This window comes from Desulfoluna sp. (genome assembly GCF_030145185.1).
Taxonomy (GTDB): Bacteria; Desulfobacterota; Desulfobacteria; order Desulfobacterales; family Desulfolunaceae; genus Desulfoluna.
Genome location: NZ_JAQYWB010000007.1, coordinates 14,172 through 39,060 on the forward strand (window position 1 = coordinate 14,172; position 24,889 = coordinate 39,060).

At 51.0% G+C, this 24,889-nt stretch carries 19 protein-coding genes; 14 read left to right on the forward strand and 5 right to left on the reverse strand.

Going from position 1 to position 24,889, the window contains the following annotated elements; translation table 11 throughout:
- Positions 1-101 precede the first annotated feature (101 nt).
- The 9 genes from Q1Q75_RS03270 (at position 102) to Q1Q75_RS03310 (ending at position 10,895) form a co-directional block, all read left to right on the forward strand.
- Positions 102-1,829, forward strand: coding sequence for an NAD-dependent malic enzyme (locus Q1Q75_RS03270; RefSeq protein WP_300667578.1), 1,728 nt, complete (start codon positions 102-104; stop codon positions 1,827-1,829).
- A gap of 496 nt (positions 1,830-2,325) precedes the next feature.
- On the forward strand, positions 2,326-3,168 hold the full coding sequence (locus Q1Q75_RS03275; protein WP_300667579.1) for a DMT family transporter: 843 nt from the start codon (positions 2,326-2,328) through the stop codon (positions 3,166-3,168).
- A 13-nt stretch (positions 3,169-3,181) separates the two neighbouring features.
- Positions 3,182-4,270, forward strand: coding sequence for an A/G-specific adenine glycosylase (mutY, locus tag Q1Q75_RS03280; RefSeq protein WP_300667580.1), 1,089 nt, complete (start codon positions 3,182-3,184; stop codon positions 4,268-4,270).
- 278 nt (positions 4,271-4,548) lie between these two features.
- Positions 4,549-4,746 (forward strand): helix-turn-helix domain-containing protein, encoded by a 198-nt coding sequence (locus Q1Q75_RS03285; RefSeq protein ID WP_300667581.1) that lies wholly within the window; start codon positions 4,549-4,551, stop codon positions 4,744-4,746.
- A 60-nt stretch (positions 4,747-4,806) separates the two neighbouring features.
- Positions 4,807-5,907 (forward strand): SIR2 family protein, encoded by a 1,101-nt coding sequence (locus tag Q1Q75_RS03290; protein ID WP_300667582.1) that lies wholly within the window; start codon positions 4,807-4,809, stop codon positions 5,905-5,907.
- Between the two features lies 1 nt (position 5,908).
- On the forward strand, positions 5,909-7,645 hold the full coding sequence (locus Q1Q75_RS03295; protein WP_300667583.1) for an ATP-binding protein: 1,737 nt from the start codon (positions 5,909-5,911) through the stop codon (positions 7,643-7,645).
- Entirely contained in the window at positions 7,646-9,571 is a 1,926-nt protein-coding gene (locus Q1Q75_RS03300) for a hypothetical protein (RefSeq protein ID WP_300667584.1), read from the forward strand. It abuts the gene before it with no gap.
- Positions 9,564-10,274, forward strand: coding sequence for a hypothetical protein (locus Q1Q75_RS03305; protein WP_300667585.1), 711 nt, complete (start codon positions 9,564-9,566; stop codon positions 10,272-10,274). Before Q1Q75_RS03300 ends, Q1Q75_RS03305 begins: the two co-directional genes overlap by 8 nt.
- 30 nt (positions 10,275-10,304) lie before the next feature.
- Complete coding sequence (locus tag Q1Q75_RS03310) at positions 10,305-10,895, forward strand: DNA-3-methyladenine glycosylase I (protein WP_300667586.1); 591 nt, start codon at positions 10,305-10,307, stop codon at positions 10,893-10,895.
- Positions 10,896-11,191: 296 nt separating this feature from the next.
- Here the strand turns inward: Q1Q75_RS03310 and Q1Q75_RS03315 are convergent, their stop codons facing one another.
- Complete coding sequence (locus Q1Q75_RS03315) at positions 11,192-12,583, reverse strand: deoxyribodipyrimidine photo-lyase (protein ID WP_300667587.1); 1,392 nt, start codon at positions 12,581-12,583, stop codon at positions 11,192-11,194.
- A gap of 637 nt (positions 12,584-13,220) precedes the next feature.
- On the opposite strand from Q1Q75_RS03315, the gene Q1Q75_RS03320 reads away from it, so the two are divergent.
- Positions 13,221-14,465, forward strand: a complete 1,245-nt coding sequence (locus Q1Q75_RS03320; RefSeq protein ID WP_300667588.1) for a glycosyltransferase family 4 protein — start codon at positions 13,221-13,223, stop codon at positions 14,463-14,465.
- A 516-nt stretch (positions 14,466-14,981) separates the two neighbouring features.
- A complete protein-coding gene (locus Q1Q75_RS03325; RefSeq protein WP_300667589.1) occupies positions 14,982-17,174 on the forward strand; it encodes an acetyl-CoA hydrolase/transferase C-terminal domain-containing protein in 2,193 nt (730 codons plus the stop codon).
- A 280-nt stretch (positions 17,175-17,454) separates the two neighbouring features.
- Here the strand turns inward: Q1Q75_RS03325 and Q1Q75_RS03330 are convergent, their stop codons facing one another.
- The 4 genes from Q1Q75_RS03330 to Q1Q75_RS03345 all read right to left on the reverse strand — a co-directional run bounded on the left by Q1Q75_RS03330 (position 17,455) and on the right by Q1Q75_RS03345 (position 21,473).
- Positions 17,455-19,188, reverse strand: a complete 1,734-nt coding sequence (locus Q1Q75_RS03330; RefSeq protein ID WP_300667590.1) for an Ig-like domain-containing protein — start codon at positions 19,186-19,188, stop codon at positions 17,455-17,457.
- A 6-nt stretch (positions 19,189-19,194) separates the two neighbouring features.
- Positions 19,195-19,779 (reverse strand): hypothetical protein, encoded by a 585-nt coding sequence (locus tag Q1Q75_RS03335; RefSeq protein WP_300667591.1) that lies wholly within the window; start codon positions 19,777-19,779, stop codon positions 19,195-19,197.
- 110 nt (positions 19,780-19,889) lie between these two features.
- Positions 19,890-21,194: a M20/M25/M40 family metallo-hydrolase gene (locus Q1Q75_RS03340; RefSeq protein WP_300667592.1), complete on the reverse strand. Its 1,305-nt coding sequence runs from the start codon at positions 21,192-21,194 to the stop codon at positions 19,890-19,892.
- 12 nt (positions 21,195-21,206) lie between these two features.
- Positions 21,207-21,473, reverse strand: coding sequence for a hypothetical protein (locus Q1Q75_RS03345; RefSeq protein WP_300667593.1), 267 nt, complete (start codon positions 21,471-21,473; stop codon positions 21,207-21,209).
- 170 nt (positions 21,474-21,643) lie between these two features.
- Between Q1Q75_RS03345 and Q1Q75_RS03350 the strand changes: the two genes are divergently transcribed.
- The 3 genes from Q1Q75_RS03350 (at position 21,644) to mce (ending at position 24,230) form a co-directional block, all read left to right on the forward strand.
- On the forward strand, positions 21,644-22,192 hold the full coding sequence (locus tag Q1Q75_RS03350) for a ferritin-like domain-containing protein (RefSeq protein WP_300667594.1): 549 nt from the start codon (positions 21,644-21,646) through the stop codon (positions 22,190-22,192).
- A 461-nt stretch (positions 22,193-22,653) separates the two neighbouring features.
- Complete coding sequence (locus Q1Q75_RS03355; protein ID WP_300667595.1) at positions 22,654-23,484, forward strand: OmpA family protein; 831 nt, start codon at positions 22,654-22,656, stop codon at positions 23,482-23,484.
- Between the two features lie 323 nt (positions 23,485-23,807).
- On the forward strand, positions 23,808-24,230 hold the full coding sequence (mce, locus tag Q1Q75_RS03360) for a methylmalonyl-CoA epimerase (RefSeq protein ID WP_300667596.1): 423 nt from the start codon (positions 23,808-23,810) through the stop codon (positions 24,228-24,230).
- Positions 24,231-24,889: the final 659 nt, after the last annotated feature.

Here is a 24,889-nt window from a genome sequence, read left to right on the forward strand (position 1 = left end):
CTGTCCAGACGAGATATAACATGCTATAAAAACGCCGATACGTGCCGAAAATGAAAGGAATGGAAGTTATCTGCTTTTTTGATGAAGGGGATAGATGAAATATGGGTATTTATGATTTGCAGTTTGATGAATACGGCAACACCAGGGGCCTGAAGGTCAACGCGAAAGGCAATGCCGTTCTCTTCCACAACTACACGAATAAAGGAGTTGCTTTCTCTGAGGATGAACGCGAAAGATTCGAAATCAGCGGGCTGATTCCCCCTGAGGTGAAAAGCCTTTCCCAGCAGGTTCTCAATGTACAGGAGATCATCAAAGGGAAGGAGAGTGATTTTGAAAAATTCATTTATATCCGTTCCCTCTTTGACCGGAATGTCACCTTGGCCCACGCCCTCCTTGCAAGCGATATAACCCGCTACATGTCCATCGTGTATACCCCCACCGTGGGGCTGGTGTGCCAGAGATTTTCTGCCATGTTTCGGCAGGGCAACGGCCTTCACTTTTATCCCGGTAATATCGATCAGGCCGAAAAAATTTTGCGTCGCTACGAGCGGGGAGACATCCGTGTGGCCGTGGTTACTGACAACCAGGGGATCCTGGGAATCGGCGATCAGGGCGCAGGAGGTCAGGCCATCTGTCTCGGCAAACTCATGCTTTACACCCAAGGGGCAGGTATTGCTCCCTGGCACTGCTTGCCCATTTCCCTGGATGTGGGTACCGACAACGAAAGGCTCTTGAATGATCCCAAATACATCGGGTGGCACCACAGACGCCTTACCGGGGATGCGTACTTTGATTTTGTGGAGACCTTTGGGAAAGCCTTTAAGAAAGTGTTTCCCAAAGCCATCTGCCAGTGGGAAGATTTTTCCAAGCAGAATGCCTTTACCGTTCGTGACACCTACGTGGATGAGATGATCAGCTTCAACGACGATATCCAGGGTACCGGGTCCGTTGCTCTGGCCGGAATCTTTGCGGCCCTGAAGGTCAAGGCAGAAGGCCTTAAAGATCAAGTCTATCTGATCCACGGGGCCGGGGCGGGCGGCGTGGGAATCGCCGAACAGATCGAAGCGGCATTGATTGAAGAGGGCCTGGCCGTGGATGAGGCGCGTGCGAGAATTTATACTCTGGACTCACGCGGTCTCGTCACCACAGACCGCAAACTCGATCATTATAAAGAGAAATTTGCCAAAGATCCTGATGCACTGGCATGGTATGGCAACTCTGAAGACGGTGCCCTTCTCAATGTGATTGAAAAGGCGGGGGTTACCGTTCTCATCGGCACCTCGGGTCAGTATGGCTGTTTCACAAAAGAGGTGGTGACCAGGACCCTTAAAAATACCGATAGACCCATTATTTTTCCCTTGAGCAACCCCACGGCCAATGCCGAAGCCATTCCATCTGATATTTATGCCTGGACCGATGGAAAAGCCCTCGTGGCAACGGGCAGTCCCTTTGACTCTGTTGTTCACAATGGCTCTGAATATCGCATCGGGCAGTGTAACAACGTCTTTATCTTTCCCGGTGTAGGGCTGGGCGTTATTGCCTCCGGTGCGACCAAGGTGCTCCCCGAATTTTTCACCGCCGCCGCCTTCGCCGCAGCCAGTTGCGTGAGTGACGAGGAGCTGAAACGCGGGGCTCTCTTTCCTTCCGTGGATCGCCTCCAGGAGGTGACCGTGAAAGTGGCCAAGGCCGTTGGTCGCACAGCCATCCGGAACGGTGTGGCCCAGAAATGCGCTTTCAGCACCTTCGACCACCAGATGGATCCGGATCGCCTTGATGAGGCCATCGATCAGATGATCTGGAGACCGGTTTATCTGCCTTTGGAGGCTTAACCCGGATATTTCACAGTAACAGCCTGTTGTTGATATCTTATTACTGTGGCAGGATCGTTTTCTCATGAATAAGGCTGACCGTGTGCCCCCGAAGGAAAGGTGATCCCCTGTTTCTCGGGGGGCAAAAGATGGTATTAAGCCGGCAAGTCATATATGAATGGTCAGATGTAACTATTCAGATAGTGCCTCCGGCGGCCCTGCCGGGGGCTAAACTTTTGAAAAGTTTAACAAACAGGTCTTAAATAAATATTTCAAATTTACGTCGACCCAAATACGGATGTGATTTGATCCGAGGAACGAGGGGCAAAGCGCGTTCGTAACCAGCTTTCAAGGTGGCACACCTTGCCGCCGGAGGCTTTTTTTGGAGGTGAATAGTTACGGTCAGATGATGAAGACAGCAGGCATCCCAGGGTGCCTGTGCGTATCGACAATTCTGCATTTCACCGCCGGATTAATAAATAAGTAAAGTACATTGTAAGGGGACCATTTTTCACCCATGACCCGAGATTTTCTGTTAATTCATGTGGCAACCCTGCTTTTTGGCGTGGCAGGGCTTTTTGGTAAACTGGTTTATCTTTCGCCCGTGGGCATCGTCTTCGGGCGTGTTTTTTTTGCGGCTCTTTTCCTGGGGCCTGCGCTGTTTCTGGCCGGGCGAAAGATAAGGCTTCAAAGAAGACAGGATTACGTTTTTCTCGGGCTTCAGGGCCTGATTCTGGCCCTTCATTGGGGAACTTTTTTCAAGGCCATCCAGGTCTCCTCGGTGGCGGTGGGGCTTCTGACCTTTGCCACTTTTCCTGTGTTTACAACGCTTCTGGAACCTCTTTGTGAGAGGAAGGCCTTTCAGTGGACGTCCCTGGCCCCGGCTCTCTGGACCCTTGTCGGTGTCTTCCTGGTGGTGCCCAGCTTTGAGGTGGGAAGCGCGATGTGCGAGGGCGCGCTCTGGGGCCTGGCCTCTGGCCTCACCTTTGCCGTACTCTCCCTTTTTAACCGTCGTTTTACCAGGCGTTACCATGGTGCTGTGATCTCATTCTGGCAGGATACCGCCGCGGCTCTTTTTCTGCTTCCCGTCCTTCTCATATCGCCTGAAATTCCCACGAAAGCCGATGTCGGTCTTCTTCTCCTTCTCGGTGTGCTCTTTACCGGTATCTCCCATACCCTTTTTATCCAAGGCATGCGTACCGTCTCCGCTCGAAGGGCAAGCATCGTCGTTTCCCTGGAACCCGTCTACGGCATCGCCGCAGCGCTTTTGATCTTAGGGGAAGTGCCCGCCGTAAGATCCCTTGCAGGCGGTGCCATGATTCTTGCTGCGGCATCGTGGGTGACCTTGCGCAGGGCATGAAAAAAAGGCAACCATGACAGACATATTGAATGCGTCGCTTTTACTGGAATGGTACGACACCCACAGGCGACTTCTGCCTTGGCGAGAGACGGGTGATCCTTATCGGATCTGGCTTTCTGAGGTGATGTTACAGCAGACCCAGGTGGCCACGGTGATTCCTTATTATGAGCGGTTTATCAAGGCGTTTCCCACCCCCACGGCCCTGGCGGATGCCCCGGATGATCGGGTGCTGAAGATGTGGGAAGGGTTGGGGTACTACAACCGGTGTCACAATTTTCTTAAAGCGATGCGCAGGGTTCGGGACGAGCATGGGGGCCAGGTTCCCGATATACCGAGCCTGTTTTCATCATTGCCCGGTGTGGGGCCTTACACCTGCGCGGCGGTTCAGAGTATCGTTTTCGGCCATCGGCTCGCAGCCGTGGATGGGAACGTAAATCGTGTGGTAACACGTCTTTTTGCCATGGAGGGGGTGGTGACCGGCGCAGCCGTGAGGCGAGCCATTCAAGACGCCGTGGACATTGCCATTCCTGAAGAACGCCCTGGAGATTTCAATCAGGCGATGATGGAGCTTGGGGCCATCGTCTGCACCCCGAGACGACCGGATTGTCTCCATTGCCCTCTGCGGATAGGGTGTCAGGCCCGGATCCTTGGCCGGCAGGAATCCTTTCCCGTTCAAGGCATGAAGAAAAAAGTCCCCTTATACCCCGTGGCCCTGGCCGTGTTGGTGGATGATGGAAAAATTCTTGTCCAGAAACGCCCTGCAACCGGACATCTTGCCGGGATGTGGGAGTTCCCGGGGGGGCGTATCCTGACGGGTGAGGATCACGCCATGGCACTGAAAAGATGTCTCTCCGAAGAGCTGGGGGTGGTCCCGGAGGTGGGGCTCCTGGTGGGATGCGTCACCCACGCCTATTCCCATTTTAAGGTGGAGCTTTCCCTTTACCTTGCCACCGTTCGAGAGGGCACCGCTCTCCCCAAAAAAGGCCAGGCCCTGGCGTGGATTACCTCGGAGGCGTTTGAGACTCTGGCCTTTCCTGCGGCCAATCGAAAACTTTTTCCCTTGCTGGCGGACGCGTTGAAAGTTCTGCCTTCTGCGATTTAATCTTGGTAAAAATTTGCCATCGGCCTTAAGGCGCCCCCTTGAAAACAGGTTGAGAATATTCCCAACCGTCGTACCTCGGGTCGATTGCATTTATAGACGCTATCCGGCCGTTGTGGATGTCCAGGTATGGACATTTTCTCAGGGTATTTTGCATGCGTGTTGATGCGTGAGGTCTGCTATCTGGAGTAGGGTGTTTGAAATATGAATTGATTTAATACGTGGAATCGTTATCATACGTTATCATTTATTATCGTATGAATCCAAACAGGTGACACTATATGGACGTGATGAAGGACAAATGGCTGACCATTGATGAGCTGGTAGCCTATCTTAAGATGGGGCGGACCAAACTCTACACAATGGCTCAAAAGGGAGATATTCCTGGCTGCAAGATCGGTAACCAGTGGCGCTTTGATCGTGAAGAGATCGATGAATGGATTAAATCTGGGCGAGCTGCCGATATGAGTAAATCTTGAAATTGTGGACATGACATTACGATTATATGGATTCCACGTTTATATAGAGATAGGCGAATAATGAAACCGCAACTGACAAAAGAGATCGCGTATAAAGCCCTTCAAAATTTTTTCACCCATAAACCCTTTGTCCTTTTTGGCACCGGGACCTCTTGCGCCGTGGATAAAAATTTTGGCATGGGGGCATTAGAAGCCTATCTAAAAGATGAAATCCCCAAGGTTATTCAAGATGATACCCAGATAAGTGAGTGGGGGAAAGTGTTGGAGGCGTTGAAGGATCATGGTGATTTCGAAGCCTCCATGAACTCCATTCAAGATGAGACGTTGCTTTTTCAGGTAATTAACAAGACAGCTGACTTGGTCTCACGTGTAGACCGCAAGAATGCGTATTTAATTTTAAATGGGACGATTAAATGGCCTGCCATCGGTTTGCTTCAACGCCTTGTGGAACGGCTTCCTGAAACGGATCGTACCCTTCATGTGGCGACCCCTAATTATGATTTGATGGCTGAGTATGCATTCGTGAAGGCCAATATCCCTTACACAACTGGCTTTTGGGGAGGTGTGTTGCGTAAGCTTGATTGGACGCAGGCTGAGCGACAGATGACCAGACCTGAAAAAATGGTGAGTGGACGAACTAAGGTGGCCTATATAACCCGGGTAATAAAACATCTTCGTCTTTACAAAGTGCATGGGTCGCTGAATACCTTTGTCCATGACCACCAAGCGGTGGAAACGGATATGTGGAGTGTGGTTCCCAAAGGTGTGGAGAGACTTATGATAACACCTGGGACGTCGAAACATGAAAAGCTTCTTGGTTGCAGGGACATTCTCCTTAAAGATTATGATCGTGCCGTCAGTGCGCACAGCGCCTTTCTCTTTCTTGGCTTTGGATTCAACGATAAACAGTTGGTAGACAATGCCATTGGAGAGAAGCTATCCTCACAATGTTCTCCGGCCTTGATCATTACGCGCGACAGTAATCCTCGGATTGAAGCATTGCTAAAAGTAAGCCCGAAAACCTGGCTTGTATGCAAGCATCCCGATAATGATAATTCTTCTACCGTTATCAAAAATTCTCAATATATGAATGACCTTATTTTGTCGGATAGCAGGCTTTGGCAATTCGACCACTTTACATCTGAGATTCTCGGAGGCTGATATGGCACTTTTTGAATTCATTGATAACGCACATCTTCTGGGTACGGTCAGGGAAGTGGATACCCGCAAAGTCTCCATTCATGTCAAAAGTGATGAAGACCTCCGGAAGGCGAGGGTAGGGCAGCTGGTGTCACTTCAAATTCCAGGTGGTGTTGAAACCTGGCTTATCGGTTTGATAGATAAGGTGATCAAATCGGTCGCCATCACCCCGCCAACAATGAATTCGGAAGAGGTTGAAGAGCTCGAACTTGAGGGTGCAAGTGAGGAGGTCGTTAATACGGTGCGTTTGACGTTGGTGGGTACGGCGCGTTGGGATGCCGCAACAAGCCGAAATGTGTTTTCTCGATCCCTCATGCAGGTGCCGGAGATCGAGTCTCGATGTTATGTCCTTCAGGACAAGCAGCTTGAGTCATTTATGAATCTTCTTGTAACAGCTGGAGATACGGAACACTCCCTTGCTCTTGGGGTTTATGCCATGGATGATTCAGCAACGGCGTATTTGGATGGAAATAGGTTTTTCCAGCGGCATGCTGCTCTGCTTGGGAGTACAGGCTCTGGCAAATCGTGGACCGTTGCTTCCATTTTGGAGCGGGCCTCCAAACTTCCCACATCAAATCTTATTGTTTTTGACCTGCACGGTGAATACAGAAAACTCAGTTATGCACGGCATCTTCGCATTCCCGGTCCTGAAGAGTTGGGGCAATCTTCAGACAATCTTCTCTATCTTCCGTACTGGCTTTTAAATGCCGATGAGATGCAGGCGATGTTCATCGATCGGTCTGAATTCAGTGCCCACAATCAGGTGATGGCCTTTCAGGATGCCGTGATAGAAGAGAAAAAGGCTGTCTTGCAGGAGCTTGGAAAATCAGAGGTTTTAAATGCCTTTACTTTGGACAGCCCCATTCCATTTTCCATCGACCGTGTGGTCACGAAACTGACAGATCTTAACGAGGAGATGGTACAGGGTGCCCGGGGGCTCAAGCAGGGGAATTTTTATGGTCAATTCAGCAGGCTCCTGACTCGCCTCCGAAGCAAGTTGAGCGATAAACGATACGGTTTTCTTTTTCATGCTCCCGAAAAAGCACACCATTACGATGCCATGGCAGCCATGGTGCACCAGTTGATGGATTACAAATCGGACAAGGCACAGGTCAAAGTCATCGATTTTTCCGAGGTGCCTTCGGAAATTTTGCCGGTGATAGTGGCGCTTGTGGCTCGGATTGTCTATCAGGTTCAGTTCTGGACCAATCAGGAGACGCGTCGTCCTATTGCCCTGGTTTGTGACGAGGCTCATCTTTACTTGCCTAAAAAAGAGGGCCAGAACCCTGTGGAAAGGCGAGCCATTGAAGCCTTTGAGAAGATCGCCAAAGAGGGGCGGAAGTACGGGGTGGCCCTTCTCATTGTCAGCCAGCGACCGTCGGATGTGAGTACCACGGTGTTGAGCCAGTGCAACAATGTGATTGCCTTGCGGCTGACCAATGGAGATGACCAGTCAACAGTGAAGAAATTGATGCCTGAAAGCCTTGAAAGTTTGCTTGATGTGTTGCCTATTATGGATGTCGGGGAGGCCCTGGTGGTGGGGGATGCGGTGCTTCTTCCAAGCCGGATCAAAATTACCGAACCCACAGAGAAACCGTTGAGTGCGACCATCGATTTTTGGTCGGAGTGGCAACAGGATGCAGATCAACCCGATTATGTGCGTGCGGTTGAAAACATGCGTAGACAGGGGCGAGGTTAAATGAAACGCAATACATTTGGAATCAACGTGGATGAGGGGATCGCTCTTACCACGGATGAGGAGTTTGACCAACTTTTTGTCGATGTTGACTCAGAAGCGGCGGTAAAACTGGAAGCCTGGATGAAAACAGGTCGACTGTCTGCTCTTTTCGGGGGGCAGATTGGTTGCGGTAAAACAACGCTCATTGAATACATCTTTAAGAAAACAGGGTGCCTACCGGATATTACCTTCCATTTTGATAGAGGGAGCCTGAATCTTTCATCCATTGATGCTTGGTCAATCGTATTTACGGGCTTGTTTAAATACATTGCTGAGATGTCACATGAGTCTATTCCTCTGATTCCCAAAGATTTTTGTGGGATTATTGGTAATAATCCAGAGGCTATTCTTCAGTCTGTTTCACAGATTCGGCTGGAATCTTTTTCTACTGAGGCTCGTGAGAAAAATAGACGATTCAGCGATCTTTTAAACTCGATTGAATCTGATTTATCATCATTTTTCGAGACCATTGTCGCTGATTTAGAATCCAAAAGAACCACCCCGTTGTTTTTTTTCGCCTCCGGTATTGATAAATTTGAGCCAGGAACAACAGCCTTTTATGCCTTAAGGGAGGTGGTTTATCCTCTGTCAGAAGAAAAAACCCTATTTGAGGCCAATGCTGTTCATCTTTTTTTGAATGAGCCCCTGATGATGGCTGCAGATAAAATTTATCTTGCAGCATGGGATACGCCCCAAATCGTGGAGATGCTAAAAAAACGCCTGGGTGGATATGCCAATGCCTACGACAAGGAGTTGCCTTTGATCGCGGAGTTTTCGGCGGGCATGCCGCGGCAGGCACTTCGACTTTTGGACTCATTTTTAGCTCATAGGAAAAAGGCAGCTAACTTTACAGAAGCCTTTACTCAGGCCGTGGCCCAATCGAACCGGGATTTTTTTGCATTTGCCCCGAGGCCGGAACAGGACCTCATGGCTGCGGTGTCCAAAAAGGAGATGTTGGAAACGAGTTTGGTGGGTGTGCCTGGGGACTCAGCCACCGCAAAAAGGGCTGTTTTTGGCAACTGGATTGTGTTGAAAAGCCCCGCCGCAGAAAGTTGGTGGAAGGCATCCATAAATCCCTTGATCAAGGACACCTTTGTAAAGGTCACCCCTGAGGAGCCGGAAAGGGTTTTATTGAGAGAGTACGCTCAGCAGCAGGGGATGAGTGATTTTGGGCTTGATGTGAGGGTTGATTCTTTTAAAGGAAATCAGATCTTGCAGGATCAGTTGGAAACGCCCATAGCCCATCGGATCTTGCAGGATCAGCTGGAAACGCCCATAGCCCATCAGATCCTACTGGGTCAGTTAGAAACGCCCATAGCCCTTAATGTGACCGAGATTCTCGATGCGATTTCCAGTGCGTTGTTGTCGGTTAATCGATCGGACCGTGTGATTGTCGCCTACGAAGACAAAGCCATAGCAGGTGTGGTGCGGGCCTATTTTGCGGCGAATTCCAATGCGTATGAATATCAGACGTGGAAACATCACAGCCTTCGGGGTGATTCCGAAATTTCGCCGCTTTTTCAGCTCATGGAGATATTTTCCGAGAATGCTGCTGATATTATTTCCCTCGATTTTGTAGGAGATTTTTCCCAAGAATCCTTGGATGAATTGAATGTACGAAGAGATTCATTTCTGGACAGGCAACTTATCTGGTGGATTCCCAAAGATAAATTGAACACGTACCTCGCACGGTGGACTCAGCTGAGGCAGCTTTTTCAGGTCTTTGTTTTGGAAGAGGACTTGAGAAGATCCCTGAGCGTCGAAGAGATTGAAGCGGATCTTGATTTCATGGCGGAGCTTGTGGATTCAGAAGGGACGGCACCTTTTTCTTATGTCCAGAATTTAAAGGTTGTTCTGGCGTATCTGAAAGGGGTGAATCATGGCTAAAGCGAAAGGCATGGATGAAAAAATAATTCGGGCTTACCTTTGGCAGGATATTCTCAGACTGGCTTTTTCTCCCTCTAAGACGAGTGATCAAAAAACGTGGTTGCTACTTTATGGGCGTAGCTTAAAAGATTTTTGGGGGGTAGAATCGTATCCGAGTCTTCCCGGGCGCAAAGGTAAAGGACCACTATCAGGCGAAGTCGATTCTTGCGCGGATTTTGGTGTTACTTTTGAGTATGATATTACAACCGATCAAAAGTATGGTACCACATGGAATCATTATCCACCCTCTCAAGAAAAACAACCGATGTGGGTTCATGATGTGGATGGGAAGTATTTCACTATTCCAGTTCAAGAGTTGCTTACGGCCCATGGTTCACGAAATGACGCTGCCCGGAAGATGAAGTCAGAAGATGTGTCATTCGTTGTCGAATCTATGATTTTTCATCCAATGTCTCACCAGCATATCGATAGCAAAATCATCATGGATGATGATACCGACGAAATGAAAAAGAAGAAGCATACAATACGTATTGGTGGGGGTATTTTAAACCCCTTTCATTACCTGTTCCATCTGAGAGTCCAGCTCTGTTTGGATCAGAGAATAAAAAATCTGGAGAAGGCGCGTTTGAAAGATCTTTTTACCACTGCGATAAAGACGAATAGCCCCATTTCGGCCAATGATTTGATGAGAGTTCCATCATAATCACAAAATGTATGGATAACGAAATTGACCATGAATACATTTGAAAAATGCCCCTGGTGCGGTGAGACCCCTGTCTATGTGGCGTATCATGACGAAGAGTGGGGCGTTCCAGAGCGCGACAGCAGAAAGCTTTTTGCCATGCTGCTCCTGGAAGGATTCCAGGCCGGGCTCTCCTGGATTACGGTGCTCAAGAAGAGGGAACACTATCTTGAGGTGATGGATGGGCTCGATCCGGAGAAGATTGCACTCTATGATGAAACGAAAATCGCGGCGCTTCTGACCGACCCTGGGATTATTCGAAACAAGCTGAAGGTACGGGGTGCGGTGAAAAACGCAAAAGCGCTTCTGGCTTATGAAGCCGAGGTCGGCTCTTTTTCTGACCTTCTCTGGAGTTTTACCGGTGGGAAGACCCTGGACAATGGGTTTGTCTCCATAGAGGAGGTTCCGGCCAGCACTCCGGCGTCTGATGCCATGAGTAAGGACCTTAAAAAACGTGGATTTACCTTTGTGGGGTCCACCATCTGTTATGCGTTCATGGAGGCCGTGGGAATGGTGAACGATCATCTGGTGACCTGCCCGAGGTACCGGGAATTGGGCGGGGTTAAAACCAGAATCAGTTAAGCATGCGCGGATAATTTTTAGAAGAACCGGCCTATTTTTAATGTGGCTGGCCGAAACGATGAGTAAGTCCGCTTTTTGATATGCTTTTGGCTCATCTTAAGCTTGCAGTATAAATTCTGTACACTGGGTATTGTTGGCAACCTGTAGGATGGGCAAAGGTAGTGCCGTGCCCATCTGGCGCGGGTGCAACCGATCACACCGGGGAGAGATGCTGCGTCGTCAAAATTTATACAATTTTCAGCGTTGTGGGTTTCCCGACTGCCAGATGGGCACGCTTCGCGCTTTGCCCATCGATGCTACGCTTGTTCTGCCCTCACCAGCTCTGCCACCCTCTCAACATACCCTTCAATATTGCATTTTCGTTTCAGGCCTGAGGCCATCATGGACCGCACCTTCCCAAAACCGGGTTGGTTGGGCCAGGCGCGGTCGTGGAGCCCGAAGATCCAGCCTACCCCGGCGTAGGAGTTGGGGTCCCTTCCGTCCAGAAAGTATCGGTTGTTGAGGTAAAGTGCTGTTTGATAGGCCTCCTTGGCATCGCGGTGCCATTCTAAAATTTTTTTTCCCCAGTACATTCGCATGTAGTTGTGCATGAAGCCGGTGTGGACCATCTCGGCCATGGCGGCGTTCCAATAGGGGTCATGCGTGGCACAGGCCGTGAGCTGCTCCCGGGTGTAGAGGTCTTTTTTGATGCCGCGGGCAGCCAGAGTCTCTATCGCCCATGCAGGGGCTGTCGCTTCGAAGGTGTCGTAATCGGGTTCATACCAGGCGTAATTGACGGCCAGCTCCCGACGGACGATGAGCTCCTCGATAAAAACAGCCACGGAGTCTGAATGGCCTGCGTCGTTATGGCTTACGGCAAGGGCTGCTTCTATGGGGGAAAGCTGGCCGAAGTGGAGGTAAGGGGAGATTTCAGATATGGCATTTTCCTCGGGGCGGTTTCGATGGGTGGCGTATCGTGGAAGGCCCTCATCAACAAAGAGGTGCAACCGCCGGAGGGCTTCTTTCTCTCCTCCCTTAAAACGTTCGGTTGCCCCCACGTCGCGGTCTACATGGAAGCTCCCCGGAAGGGATTTTAAGGGATTGATTCGGTCCGAAGGCAGCAGGGTAGACGGACAGGGATTTTCAATGGGCGTTGGGACAAGCCCGATGAGATAGCGATCCAGGAGCCTCTCAATTTTGGGGCGAAGGGTCCGGGCTGCATACTCTCGTTTGATCGAAGCAACCTCCACCGGAATCACGGCATCCGATTCTACCTCCATAACGGGGCAGGGGATTCGTTTTGCCATCTCTTTTCGCCACATCCTCTGATGGCGAAGATAGCCCCGATCACAGACGAGAAAGGCGGCCTCTTCTCCCAGCTTGATGGCTGCGTCTACCGGGGTTCCGTTGAGGATGCAGAAGCCAATTCCCCGTTCATCCAGTCGTTTCATCACCTCAACGAGACCCTCCATCATAAAGTGATAGTGGCGGTATGTGGCCTCGGGGTAAGCTTCCATGAGGCCAAATCCTACGAGAAGGGGCAGCCCGAGTGTGTTTGCCTGACGGACCGCATACTCCAGGGCATGGTTGAAACGAGTGCGCTGACTTTGTTGCATGAGGTAGAGGACATAGCGTCCCGGTACCGGTTGGGTTTCGTTGAGACGGTGGAGGCGACTTTCGTCGATGAAGGGGGTTGCGGTGATGACCATGATGATCTCCAGAGCCCTTTTTTGATGGCGTGTGTCTGCTTTAAAGGTATGAAATCTATTTTCTCACGATTGCGGGATCAGGGCAATGAAGATGCAGAGGGTTGAAGAGACAGGACGATACGCTCGGCTGTGGTCGGGGTATCCGTTCCGGGGGCAGGAAAAGGGGTTCCACGGCTTTGTGGGGTGAGGTAGGTTTAGAAGGCGAAAGGTGAAAGGTGAAAGGCAATAGGCGAAAGGCAATAGGCAATAGGCAATAGGCAATAGGCGAAAGGCCAAGGGCGATAGGCAAAGGGCAAAGGGCAAAGGGCGAGGGGCAAAGGGCAAAGGGCAAAGGGCGAGGGGCAAAGGGCGAGGGGCGAGCGTTAAACGTAAAAGATCGATTGGCGTATTGAATGTCGGGTGGGTTCATGGTTTTTTGTAAAAGGATCATATTCGGGTTTCGTTTGTTTTGTTGACGTATCATATGGGAAATCATGAAAGAGTTTAAAGAAAAGCTACGATATTATGGTGAAATTGTCATTGTGGTCTTGCTCCCTGGGTTGGGATATGTGGCAGGGCTTTTTTTATATCTCTGGGAGTATGGCATTGAAGGCCGGAAACCTCATCGAGTTCCGGGATTGGACAGGAGGAACCTTCGATGAAGAATCAACCCTCCTCTCTTCGCATCTGTCTGGTGAGTTACCGGAGTAACCCTTATTGCGGCGGTCAGGGTGTCTATATCCGCCATCTTGCACGCGCCCTGGCGGATTTGGGGCATCAGGTCCATGTCCTCTCTGGCGATCCGGCGCCTCATCTCGATGATGATATCGGTTTGACGGTCCTGGGGGGGCTGGATCTGTACAGCCGAGAAAACTTCGATCAGATGCCCGCCTATAAACGGTTGAAAACCCCCCTTAACTTGTGCGAGTGGTGGATCAATTCAACCATGGGGTACCCCGAGCCCTTTGCCTTTGGGATCCGTGCCCAACGGTTCATGGAAACCGAGGGGCACAGGTTTGATATCATCCACGATAATCAGTCGCTTTCGTGGGGGCTTCTCCATATCAGCCGGAACATTCCCACGGTGGCCACCATTCACCATCCCATAACAAGGGATCGGGATATTGAGGTTATGAGTACCCGATCCCTCTGGAAACGGGCCAAAGCCATGCGGTGGTATTCGTTTATCGGGATGCAGAAACGAGTGGCTCGAAAGCTCCCGGCCCTCATCACGGTCTCTCATGTCTCGAAGAGAGATATTGTTGCTGACTTCAGCGTGTCTCCCGATAAATTACATGTCATTCCCATTGGCATCGATACGACTCGGTTTTATCCCGTCGAGGGGATCCAGAGGGAACCCCATCGGTTGATCGTGACCAACAGCGCAGACAGCCCGCTAAAGGGGCTCTATTACCTGATGCATGCCGTGGCCTCCATGAAGAAAAAAAACCGCTTTGTGCTGCTTACTGTGATTGGCCAGCCCAAGGAGGGGGGGATCGTTCAGCGGCTTGTGACCTCTCTGGGGCTTTCCGAGGTGGTGGAGTTTACCGGACGGGTTTCTGACGAGCGCCTTGTCGAGGAGTATGCACGGGCCTCCGTGGCGGTGGTCCCCTCACTGTATGAAGGCTTTGGCTTGCCCGTTGGTGAGGCCATGGCCTGTGGTGTCCCTGTGGTTTGTACCGACGGAGGCGCATTGTCGGAGGTGGCAGGGGATGCGGCACGGATCGTGCCGGCCGGTGATGTTTCTGCCCTTGAAACAGCTATTTGTGATCTTCTTGACGACAGAAAGCTGGGTGTTGACCTTGCGCGTAAAGGCGTCGATAGAGTTCATGAGCGTTTTGTCTGGAGGCAGACGGCCGAAGCGACGGTGAGTGTTTACCGTCGGATGATTCATTCGCGCTAAACAATCCGTTATTTGATTTGCCAGGATTATTTTCGGATTGACAGAATGGATCGAGGTGATCAACTGAACCGCAACCTCGCGAGGAACTAAGGCGCGTGCTAAAGATAATGTGTATTTAGACGAATTTATATAATTTACGCGAACAAGGTTGACACGCTGTGACTATGTTTATAGGCTATTTGTGCTTTTTTGATGGTTTTGTAAAAAAGTTCGTGTGTCGGTTTATGGTCACTGGCATTGTCTCCTGTTTTGAGTTTTCAGGTATGAAGTTTTAATGCCTGTCGATGATGTTTTTTAAGGACGATTTTATTCAGTACGCACGATTCGGCACGTCTCACGAAGTGAAGGTGATCGTGCCGGTGGTTGCCCTCAAAGTTGATGGTGGATGATTGCGGCCAGTCAATGATGACTGGTTCATCACCTTTGCACATGGGGGAAGAGGGGAGAGAAGGGTGAGCAGGATGCTTTGGTTATGATGCATTCGTAAGGATTTAAATGGTCGAATTGTAGGGAGGTATGGCTGTGATTGATCACAACGGACCCACATATTACACAGATGTTGCTGCTGTCGTGGATTATATTATTGAAAAGTTTGATAAGAAGATCACCTTTTGTATGCCGATCGCCTTGGGTAAATCGTATCAGATTTCTAATGAAATGTACCGACGAGCCAAGAATGATCCGTCGATTGATTTGACGTTCGTCACGGCTCTTTCCCTCGAGAAACCCACGTGGTCAAACGATCTCGAGAGACGTATGATGCAGCCCCTTCGAGATCGTGTCTGGAAGGGCATCCCTGATTTTGATTATATGTTGGACCTGAGGAAAGGGGCTCTGGCACCCAACGTGAAGATGAAAGAGTTTTACTACAAGGCCGGCTCCGTTAAAAGTGATCCCATGGCCCAGCAGAATCATTATAGCTCCAATTACACCCATGTGGGTCGGGATATGATGGATGAGGATTGCAATATTCTCTATTGCCATATTGTGGCCAAGAAAGAGATCAATGGCAAGGTCTGTTACAGTGACAGCTGCAACGCCGACCTGAGTCTTGATATCAAGAAATATATCCCCGACGCCAAAGCAGCCGGGCGCAAATTTCTCCATATAGGGCATGTGAACAACGCGCTGCCGTTTATGTACGGCGATGCTGTGGTAGGAGGGGATGATTACGATATTATTCTGGAAAACCCTGAGTACGACACGCCGCTTTTTTCTGTCCCCAAGGCACCGGTGACCACAGCCGACCACATGATTGGTCTCCACGTCAGCTCCCTTGTCAAGGACGGTGGGTCCCTTCAGATCGGTATCGGCTCTTTGGGCGACGCCATTGCCGCCGCGCTTATCATGCGAAATAAGGCCAATTGGGATTACAAAAAGGTCCTCGACGCTGTGGGCGTCAATTCAAATTATGGTGATCTTGTGGATCGCATTGGAGGGCGGGAGCCTTTCGAGGAGGGGTTGTACGGGACCACAGAGATGCTCGTAGACGCCTTTGTCGAGCTTTATACTGCCGGCGTTATCAAGAGGAAGATTTATGGCAATCTCGAGATTCAGCGTCTCGTTAATGAGAAGGTTCTTACAGAAACCCTGACCCGCGAATCCGTGAAGGCTCTTCTTTCCCAGGATGCTTTTCAGCCTATTTTGAAAAAAACTGACTTTGAAAGTCTGCAGAAGTATGGCGTGTTCAAGGAAGCTCTGGTCTGGGACGACTACGCCATCGTGGACGGCGAGTCCCGTTACTCGACCGATTTACGAGAGGCCGCCAATCTGGATGCGATTTTAGACCATTGCATCGGAGAATCCCTTGAAAACGGTGTCATCGCCCATGGTGGCTTCTTTATCGGGCCCAATCAGTTCTACGATACCTTGAGAAATATGAGCGAGAAGGAGCGAAAGCTCTTTGAGATGACCGGTGTGGCCGTCCTTAACCAGCTGTATGGGGATGAAAAGCTTCGGACCCTCCAGAGAAAGGATGCGCGTTTCGTCAACGCAGGGATGATCGTTTCGATTGTGGGGAACATTGCCTCTGATGCGCTTGAAAACGGCACCGTCATCAGTGGGGTTGGGGGGCAGTATAACTTTGTTTCCATGGCCCATGCCATTGAAGATGCCCGGTTGATTATGATGATCCGAGCGGTAAAGGAGACGGCTCAGGGACCCAAGTCCAATGTGGTTTTTAATTATGGCTATACCACGGTTCCCAGGCATCTTAAGGACATTGTGGTGACCGAGTACGGGATCGCTGATTTGCGAGGCAAGGTGGATCACGAGGTGGTGGAAGCGCTCATTAACGTGGCGGACTCCCGCTTCCAGGACGAACTGGTTCAAAAGGCGAAGAAAGCCAGGAAGCTGACGCCTGACTACGAGATTCCCGCACAATTTCGAAACAACTATCCCGAGGTCATTGCCAAAAAACTGGCTCATTTCCGTCAAATGGGCAATGGATATTTTGATGTGTTCCCCTTCGGCTGTGAATTTACCAAAGAGGAGATCGTTCTCGGACGATCCCTGCGTGAGTTCAAGTCCAAGATGGACAAAGATAAGATCAAGACCATCATGGGGTTGGCAAAGCAGATGCTGACGGGCCTTCCTGAGGGCTCCGAGCCCTACCTGAAACGGATGCAGCTGGATCATCCCCAGGCGTTCAAAGAGAAGCTTACTCAGAAGCTGGTTGCCTTTGCTTTGAAGAGCTCAGGGCAGATCTGATCAGAGGCTCTGGCCTCTATCCCGGATATTTCACGAGTCGAAAACGGTGAATTACATTTTGCATTTTTGAAATGGCTACATCTTTCTATGCAACCAGCTGTAATGACATATTATTATTTTGCCCCGTCCGTTTTCTCATGAAACATACGGGTTAGCTCGTGTGACCCTGAGATGCAACAGTGATGAACCGGTCGGTGTGGAAACACATCGGCCGGTTTTTTTTTTGTGCTGGCAGTGCCTTGGCGGGTTAGACTTATCTGCGACCACCAAGGGACCTTTTTTATTCTTGAGAAACCTGAATGAAGCATCCGCCACTGCTGCTGCTTGAAGACGCTGGAGCTGCCTGGGTCGTGAAGGTCCAGACGACTGGTGCGGCCAAAGCGTTGCCAGCGGTATCCTGAATGCCGGGGGTCAGGGTGAAGGTGTAGGCGGTGAGGGGAGCCAGAGGTGACTCTGGCGTGACGGTGGCCGTGCGGCTGGCCGCATCGTAGGTGACCTGTCCGGAAAGTCCTCGGTTGTTTGTAAAGGTCGCAGCAGAGAGTGTGTCGGGGTTCATTGTCTCGTTGAACTGGACCGATATTGAGCTGTTGACTGGAATCTCCGAGATGCCATTTGAAGGGTAGGTCCGGACAACGGCCGGTGGCACGATATCATAGGTAATGGAAAGGCTCTGGCTGGTTTCGTTCTGAGTCGTGGCATTGTCTGTTGCCGAGACTGTGATGGTATTGCTTCCGGTGACCAGGGGGACCTCGGCACTCCAGGTCGCGGTTTCCCCGGTAGTCGCGGAGCCGCCCTCGGCCGGTAGCCCGTTAACCGTTACCTGTTGGACTCCTGAGTCTCCTCGTCCCAGGTCAGATGCGGTGCCGGTCAGGGTGAGGGTGTCGGTTTTAACCAGGTCACCCGAGGTATGACTGGTAATGGAAAGCAGAGGACCCACCAGGTCGTCGAGTCCGTCGGGCATGGTGACCGTGAGGGTGGAGGGGCCGTTTATCAGTGTATGGGCAACCGTCTGGCTGAAACCGCCGATGGATGCGCGGATTCGGACGGTACGACGGGTTGGATGGATGGCATTCGTCAGTCCCGAGGCGTTGGTCAGATCAAAGGGGGTCTGGTTGATATAACTCCCGCTTGGGGCTTTGTCTCCCATGAGAACGTCGCTGTGGGTGACGTCGCCATACACACGCCCACCTTCAAGGCTGTCTTGGCCGTCTCGTGGGGCGGCGGCGTCCAGAAGCTCGACAGTGATACCGGGGACGGGTATATCAGCGTTGTTGACCACTTTTACGGTGAAGGTGCTGACGGGGTACCCATGAATCAAGGCGGCTGCATCGTCTAACTCCAGGCTTGCTTTGTTATTCTGTCCCGGGTTCCCCGCTGAATAGAGCCAATACATGGTCGCCTCCTCGAAGTTTGCGCCACACCCTTCAGAACCGGCATTCTGACACTCAACCCCGGCATGGCTGAGGCCTGCGCTGTGACCGCTTTCATGGGCGACGACGGCCGTGGTATTGATGGTACCGCCGGTGCCGTCTCCCCAGTTGAATTCTTCACCGTTAAAGGCGATATCTGATTCTACGGCACGGTACGAGGTACCGCTTCCCTGGGTCCACGTGGTGCTGATGGCCAGAATTCCCTCGCCGATCATGTTATTTCTTGTGGCAAAATCAGGGTCGATGTTGATGAGGTTTGTTTCGTCTTTTGAGACGGATGTGAAGGCTGAGGTACCTTGATAATCGAAGAGAAAGGAACTCATTTCCAGGCTGTTCCACAGGTCAATGCCGGCTTTCAGGGAGACAATGAGGGGATCGGGTGTGACGTCGGAAATGCGGTATTCTATTGTGCCGTCGGTCCAGAGGCGGAGGTTCCCGTTGCAGCAGGACTGTTTGTATTGGGACGACGCGCAGCCCAGGGAAGTGCTGCCCGTGTCGCGGATCCAGCACCAGGCATGGAGGCTTGCAGGGCACAGCGACAGCGCAAGAAGAGCCGTAAAAATTTTCAAAGAAAGTAATTTCATGGGAACCTATGGGTTTCGTGTTTCGTCGGATGGAGGAAGCAGGTCTCGAACACGCTGGAAAAAAGCATCCAATCCTTCACCCTGAGGAGGCAGGGGATTGAGGCGGAGAGCTTTTGTGTTTAAGCTTTGGGTGGTTCGGGCTCGGAACAGGGGGCCACTGACTCTTTGAGTGGCATCCAGCGGGTCTGTTTCGATGCGGCAGAGGCCATAATAGAGCCCGAAGATCGTGTAGGCCTGGTCGTCTTTTTTGAGAAAGAGGATCACCTCGTCATCGACCTTAAGTCGGGGCACGCCATGGACCTCCATGCGCATGTCGTCGACCTGGCCCCCGAGGGTTCTAACAACAATGACCGTAGGACGATCTGGGGTGGGGTGCTTGAGGAATTCCATGGTTTCTATGGTGATATCGGTGTAGATGCGGCCTTCGTCCCAATAGGCTTGGGACTCCTGCACAACACCGGCCACGATGGTGTCCGCCTTTTCAGTCAGTTGGGTAAGGCTGACGGGAAGCACGGTTGTTGCCGACAGGGACGGAGGGAAAAAAAAGAGGAGCGGGATGAGAAAAAAAATGACGTGACGCAGGGGAGCCATACAAGCCTCATTTGTTTCTTGTGTCATGGTTATTGTGTTTGATAATCTATACATATCTTATCGGCATGATCGGTGAAATAGTAGCGGTTTTTTTTTAAAAGAATATTATTTTATTTTAATTGGATAAAGCCGAGCTCTTTCAAAAGAGCGAACAGGGTTGTGGCAGCTGCCATTCCGCTTTTTTTATCAAAGGTTTCATTTTTCCCATGGGTGAGTCGCTGGGGCCGGGTATGGCGCTGCGAGCGGGTGCCGGGGCCCATTACCACGGGGAAAAAGCGGGCGGCCAGTTTGGGCTCCATGGTGTTGAGGATGGTGGACGCATCTGAAATGCCGGTGTTGTGTTCTATGGTGATCGCAAGGGGAGGGGGCGTCATCGTGGCGAGAGCCTTCTGGAAGGGAGACCCTTCCCAGCGACTCCTCATGTCCATGCCCGGTGAGATGCGGAATTCTTTGAGCTCCCGGTAGCGGATGCCCGCGAGCTGCTTCTGGACCTCTGTGAGGCTGTCAAAGGATCGGTTGCTTAAGATCAGGGCGTGGGACAGAGGTCGTGCGGCTTTCCCCCGTTTGATTTCTGTGGGGATAACCCCAAAGCTGTCAGGTTGTCCTGCAGAAAGCAGGTCTGTTCCATCGGCCGAGAGGATGATCTCGGTGAGGCGGTTTTTTTCCCGCGGGATGGAGCATGCGTGTCCTCCCTTCTGGGTGATGACCTCGCTCCAGAGGGGGGGAGATGTTTCCGGATAAATGCAGATTGGGTTCCAGCTCTGGAGCTGTGTCAGGGTCTGCTGAAGTTCAGTAAGGGGCCCGGAAACCTCAATGACGAAATTTCCTCTCTCCGCCGTGTAAAGGCCCAGGGAGGGCGATGCTCCTGTGCTTACCGTGTTCTCCAGAACGAGCAGGAGGGTCTCTGCTTCACTGACGGGAAGGCTTTTGCCAAGGGCCCGGCCTATATGGACGGCGCTCTTGTGGCCCGCCCCTTCCTCTTTAAAACTAAGGCTGAAGATGAGGTTCTCAAACTCCATGTCCCCGGCGCCGGCAAGCTCGGCCAGGAAGAGCTGAAAGGCTACACCGGCTTTGCAGTCTGAAACACCGCGGCCCACCAGTTCATCTTCGCTCTCATAAGGGACAAAGGGGGAAAAGGGGGCATCCCATTCATCCTGATGTGCGTCGACGGTGTCCACGTGGGCGCTCAAATAAAGAAGGGGCTTTTTCAGGTTGAGGGTGTGGGGGATAGCCAGCAGATTTCGGCCTGGGTCCTCATAAAGGGTAAAGCCGGGCAGGTGGGTCTCCAGAGTCTTCCTGCAGTACCTCATGGCCTTGTCCACATCGTCTGGTCGGGTAAAGACCGACGGGATGGCGACCAAGGCGCGAAGATGGGAGAAAAAAAGCTCTGCTTTTGCTGAAACTAAGTTTGTCATGATCCACACTCCTTACGCCAGAAAGCCCGAATAAGCCGGCTTTAAGGCGGATTTAACGGGTGCGGTTATTAATTTCGCTTGTTGCATACCACAGTGGGGCTTGACTTGGAAAGGCAAGCTTTTTATTCTGAAGCTAAGTGATTTAACCCGGCTCGCCCGAAGGGTGAGAAAATCAAACAGAATACCGTGGATTACATTTTGCATTTTTGAAACGACTGAAAATATTTCTGCAAAGAAGTGTAATGACGAATTATTCCTTAGTGCTGATTGTTTTCTCATGAAATATCCGGGTTAAATGAAAGATGGGGATTTTACATGCCCTCATCGTCCCTCCTGAATGCGATATATCCTCGAAAATGAGATCAGTCCTGTCTGCAGAAAACGGAAACGGTTCAGCACATCCAATGGCCGTGTCCACTGGAATAAACCCATGAAAGAGGTGCAGCGTCATGACACGATCGGAAAAGGAAGAGAAAAGGGCGAAAGTGATTGAGGTGTTGAACAAGGCCCGGGCCATGGAACTCCAGGCCATTGGGCAGTATATGAATCAACACTACAGCCTTGATGATCTGGATTTTGGTGAGCTGGCGGCACAGATGAAGCTGATCGCCATTGATGAGATGCGTCATGCCGAGACCTTCGCCGAGCGTATCAAGGAACTGGGGGGGGAGCCCACCACCTTTGCTGCAAATACTGTGGAGCGCGGCCAGGGGATCGAAGTGATTTTTGGTTTTGACACCGAACTGGAAGATGAGGGCATCACAGCATACAATCATTTTCTTAAGGTGTGCCAGGATTGCGGAGACAGCGTCAGTGTCAAACTTTTTGATGCGGTCATTGATGAAGAGCAAGCCCATTTTAATTATTTTGACAATGTGGATGGCCATATTAAAAAATTGGGGGCCGCTTACCTGGCTCATAAAGCCGGGTCGTCATCTGCCACAGGCCTTAATACCCAAGGCTTTGTTGCACGTAGATCCGGAGCCACGCCGGTGTAAGTTTTTTGTCTTCGAAGGGGCTCATCGGTTTTGATGATGGGTTAAAAAAACGGGTAACTGTTCAACTTATGCCTCCGGCGGCCCTGCCGGGGGCTAAACTTCTGAAAAGTTTAACAAATAGGTTTTAAAAATCATTTTTGATTAAATTTTATCTTAAAGGCGAATGTGATTTGACCCGAGGGACGAGGGGCAAAACGCATTCGCAACCTGCTTTCAAGGTGGCACACCTTGCCGCCGGAGGCTTTTTTTGGAGCTGAATAGTCAGCATTTTTTTATTCTCAGGCCTTCAGATTTTTCCCTAACTGGCGATATAAGACATGAGCATTCGGGTTCATCCGGCTGATGAATTCATCATTATTTTATGCTCTACAGAGCTCAGAACAATCCCGCCACATGGATGCGTCGGGCTGGGCTCCTTGTTGCGGAGGCAGCAAAAACCCGTTGATTGACCAAGGAAGGTTATGGGACGACTTGCGATTTTAAAGATTCTAAGTGCCATTTGTGCACTGATGTTGTTGGGCCTCGTCTGTTCTCCGGCCTGGGCCGGGGGGGTCAATGGGTACGGCCCTGATGGGTTGAAGCCTGACGCCGAGGCGATTGCCGTTGTGGCCAAGGCCGTGGAAGAGGTCTCCGCACGTCTTCGTGACGCGAAAGAACGGATGGTGATCCTTGCCGTTGAAGGCAATAACACGCGTGATGAAGCCCGGGAGATTGTTCTTCTGGAAGAGGTGCTTTTCAGCCATAAACGTGAGTTTGCAGGGATGGTTCAGGTTGTGGCCGATGCCGGTGAAATACCTGTGTGGCTCAAGGGAACGATGGCCGTTGTCCTGGAAAAGCAGGGATCCATCGCCGATCCTCATTTTGCGGTAAAAAAGCGTTATCGAAGCCTTCACGCCGACCTGGCCACTCAGATTGAGAAGAGTGATGTGGGGTCATGGCTTACCCTGGATAAAAATCGAACCGAGCTGGTGGTTCACCTGGAACTTCCCGTGATTTTTTCAGCGGGGGGGAGCCGGGTTTCCGGTGAGTATCGTGAAACCCTTCATCGTGTGGCTGACGTCTTGAAACCTTATCGCCCGGCGGTGATGGTGACGGGATACACCGATACCTCAAAGGCGAAAAAACATTTTGTTTTAAGCGCAGAACGGGCGGCCAATGTGGCCCGTGAGTTTCTGGATGCGGGGATGACTTCAGATGATTTATCCATCCGAACCCGTCAGGAAAAGTCGGGGATGGACCGGGTTGAGGTCTCTTTTCGCATCCCAGCGTCCCGGGAAGTCGTTCCGGGTTGATTTATCGCTTCAAGCCAGGCCCCCCTGCAGGATCGCCTGAGCCTTTTTTCCAAGGCATTCCGATGGACACCCAGAAGGCTTGTGTTCCCTGCTGAATCTTCTTGACAACCAAAAATCCGCCGTGGTATTCCTGTCTCTACTGAGCATTCGTTCAGAATATAAAACATCGTTTATAGTCTTGCAGCACAGCTGAGTTTTTCTTACTCGTCTTTTTCATCTCCTATTTTCATGAAATATTCGGGATAGGGCTTTTGAGCCCTCGAACCGAATCCATTCGACAAATCAACAGATCAAGCTGGCGTTTATCATGGAAGGAGAACCCCATGAAGGTGCTCCACGTGGACCACATTGGTATTGCGGTACACGGGATTGATGCAGGTCGCCTCTTCTGGGAGGACGTTCTGGGTCTTTCCTTTGAGGGAGAGGAAACGGTCGTTGAGCAGAAGGTGACCACTGCTTTTTTTCCCGTGGGTGAGAGCGAAGTGGAACTCCTTGAGGCCGTGGAGGCTGACAGCCCGGTGGGGCGATATCTTGCGAAAAGAGGCGAAGGGGTTCACCACATCGCTTTTCGCGTCGAGGATATCGATGCGGCCCTTCAGGAGCTTAAAGCCAAGGGGATCCGTTTGATTGACGAGATCCCCCGCACCGGTGCGGGGGGAGCCCGTATCGCCTTTATTCATCCCAAAGAGACGCAAGGGGTGCTGGTAGAGTTGTGTGAGAGGTCGGGGAAAGGCGATGGGCGATAGGTGATAGGCAATAGGCTAAAGGTGATAGGCAATAGGCTAAAGGCGATGGGTCAAAGGTGATAGGTCAAAGGTGATAGGCCAAAGGTAATAGGTCATAGGCGCTTTAGACATAGTTTCGGCCGAAGGCCCTTTATGCTTTTTATGTCCTTCGTGATAAATACATTTTTTCCCCTCTTCCCCCTATGACGTCAATTTGCAAACAACTTTCGCTTGAGCCGGAGAATAAAAATCTGATGCCCATCCATTCTAAGCAACACGTGATCGTTTCATTGTGAGTCTGGGAGAAGCCCTCACCCGGATATTTCATGAGAAAACGATCGATTCGAAGAAATAAACATTTATTGCAATGAGTTATTGCGGAAAATTCAGTTATTTCAAAAATACAAAATGTAATTCACGATTATCTGTTCGCTTTTCTCACCCTTCGGGCGAGCCGGGTGCACTCATCTGCTGCGTTATCAGAGCTTTGAGGTAAACCACTACATCTGCAGCTTTGATGCCTTGCAGATAAGCGCATCCGACTCGTGAAATATCCGGGCTAACCCCGTAGGATGGGAAAAGCGCGAAGCGTGCCCATCATTGTTCGATCAACCTCCGCGGACCATATTATTATCAGCACCACAGGCAGCCCAACATCCTGCTCCCGGCAGGGGCGGTTG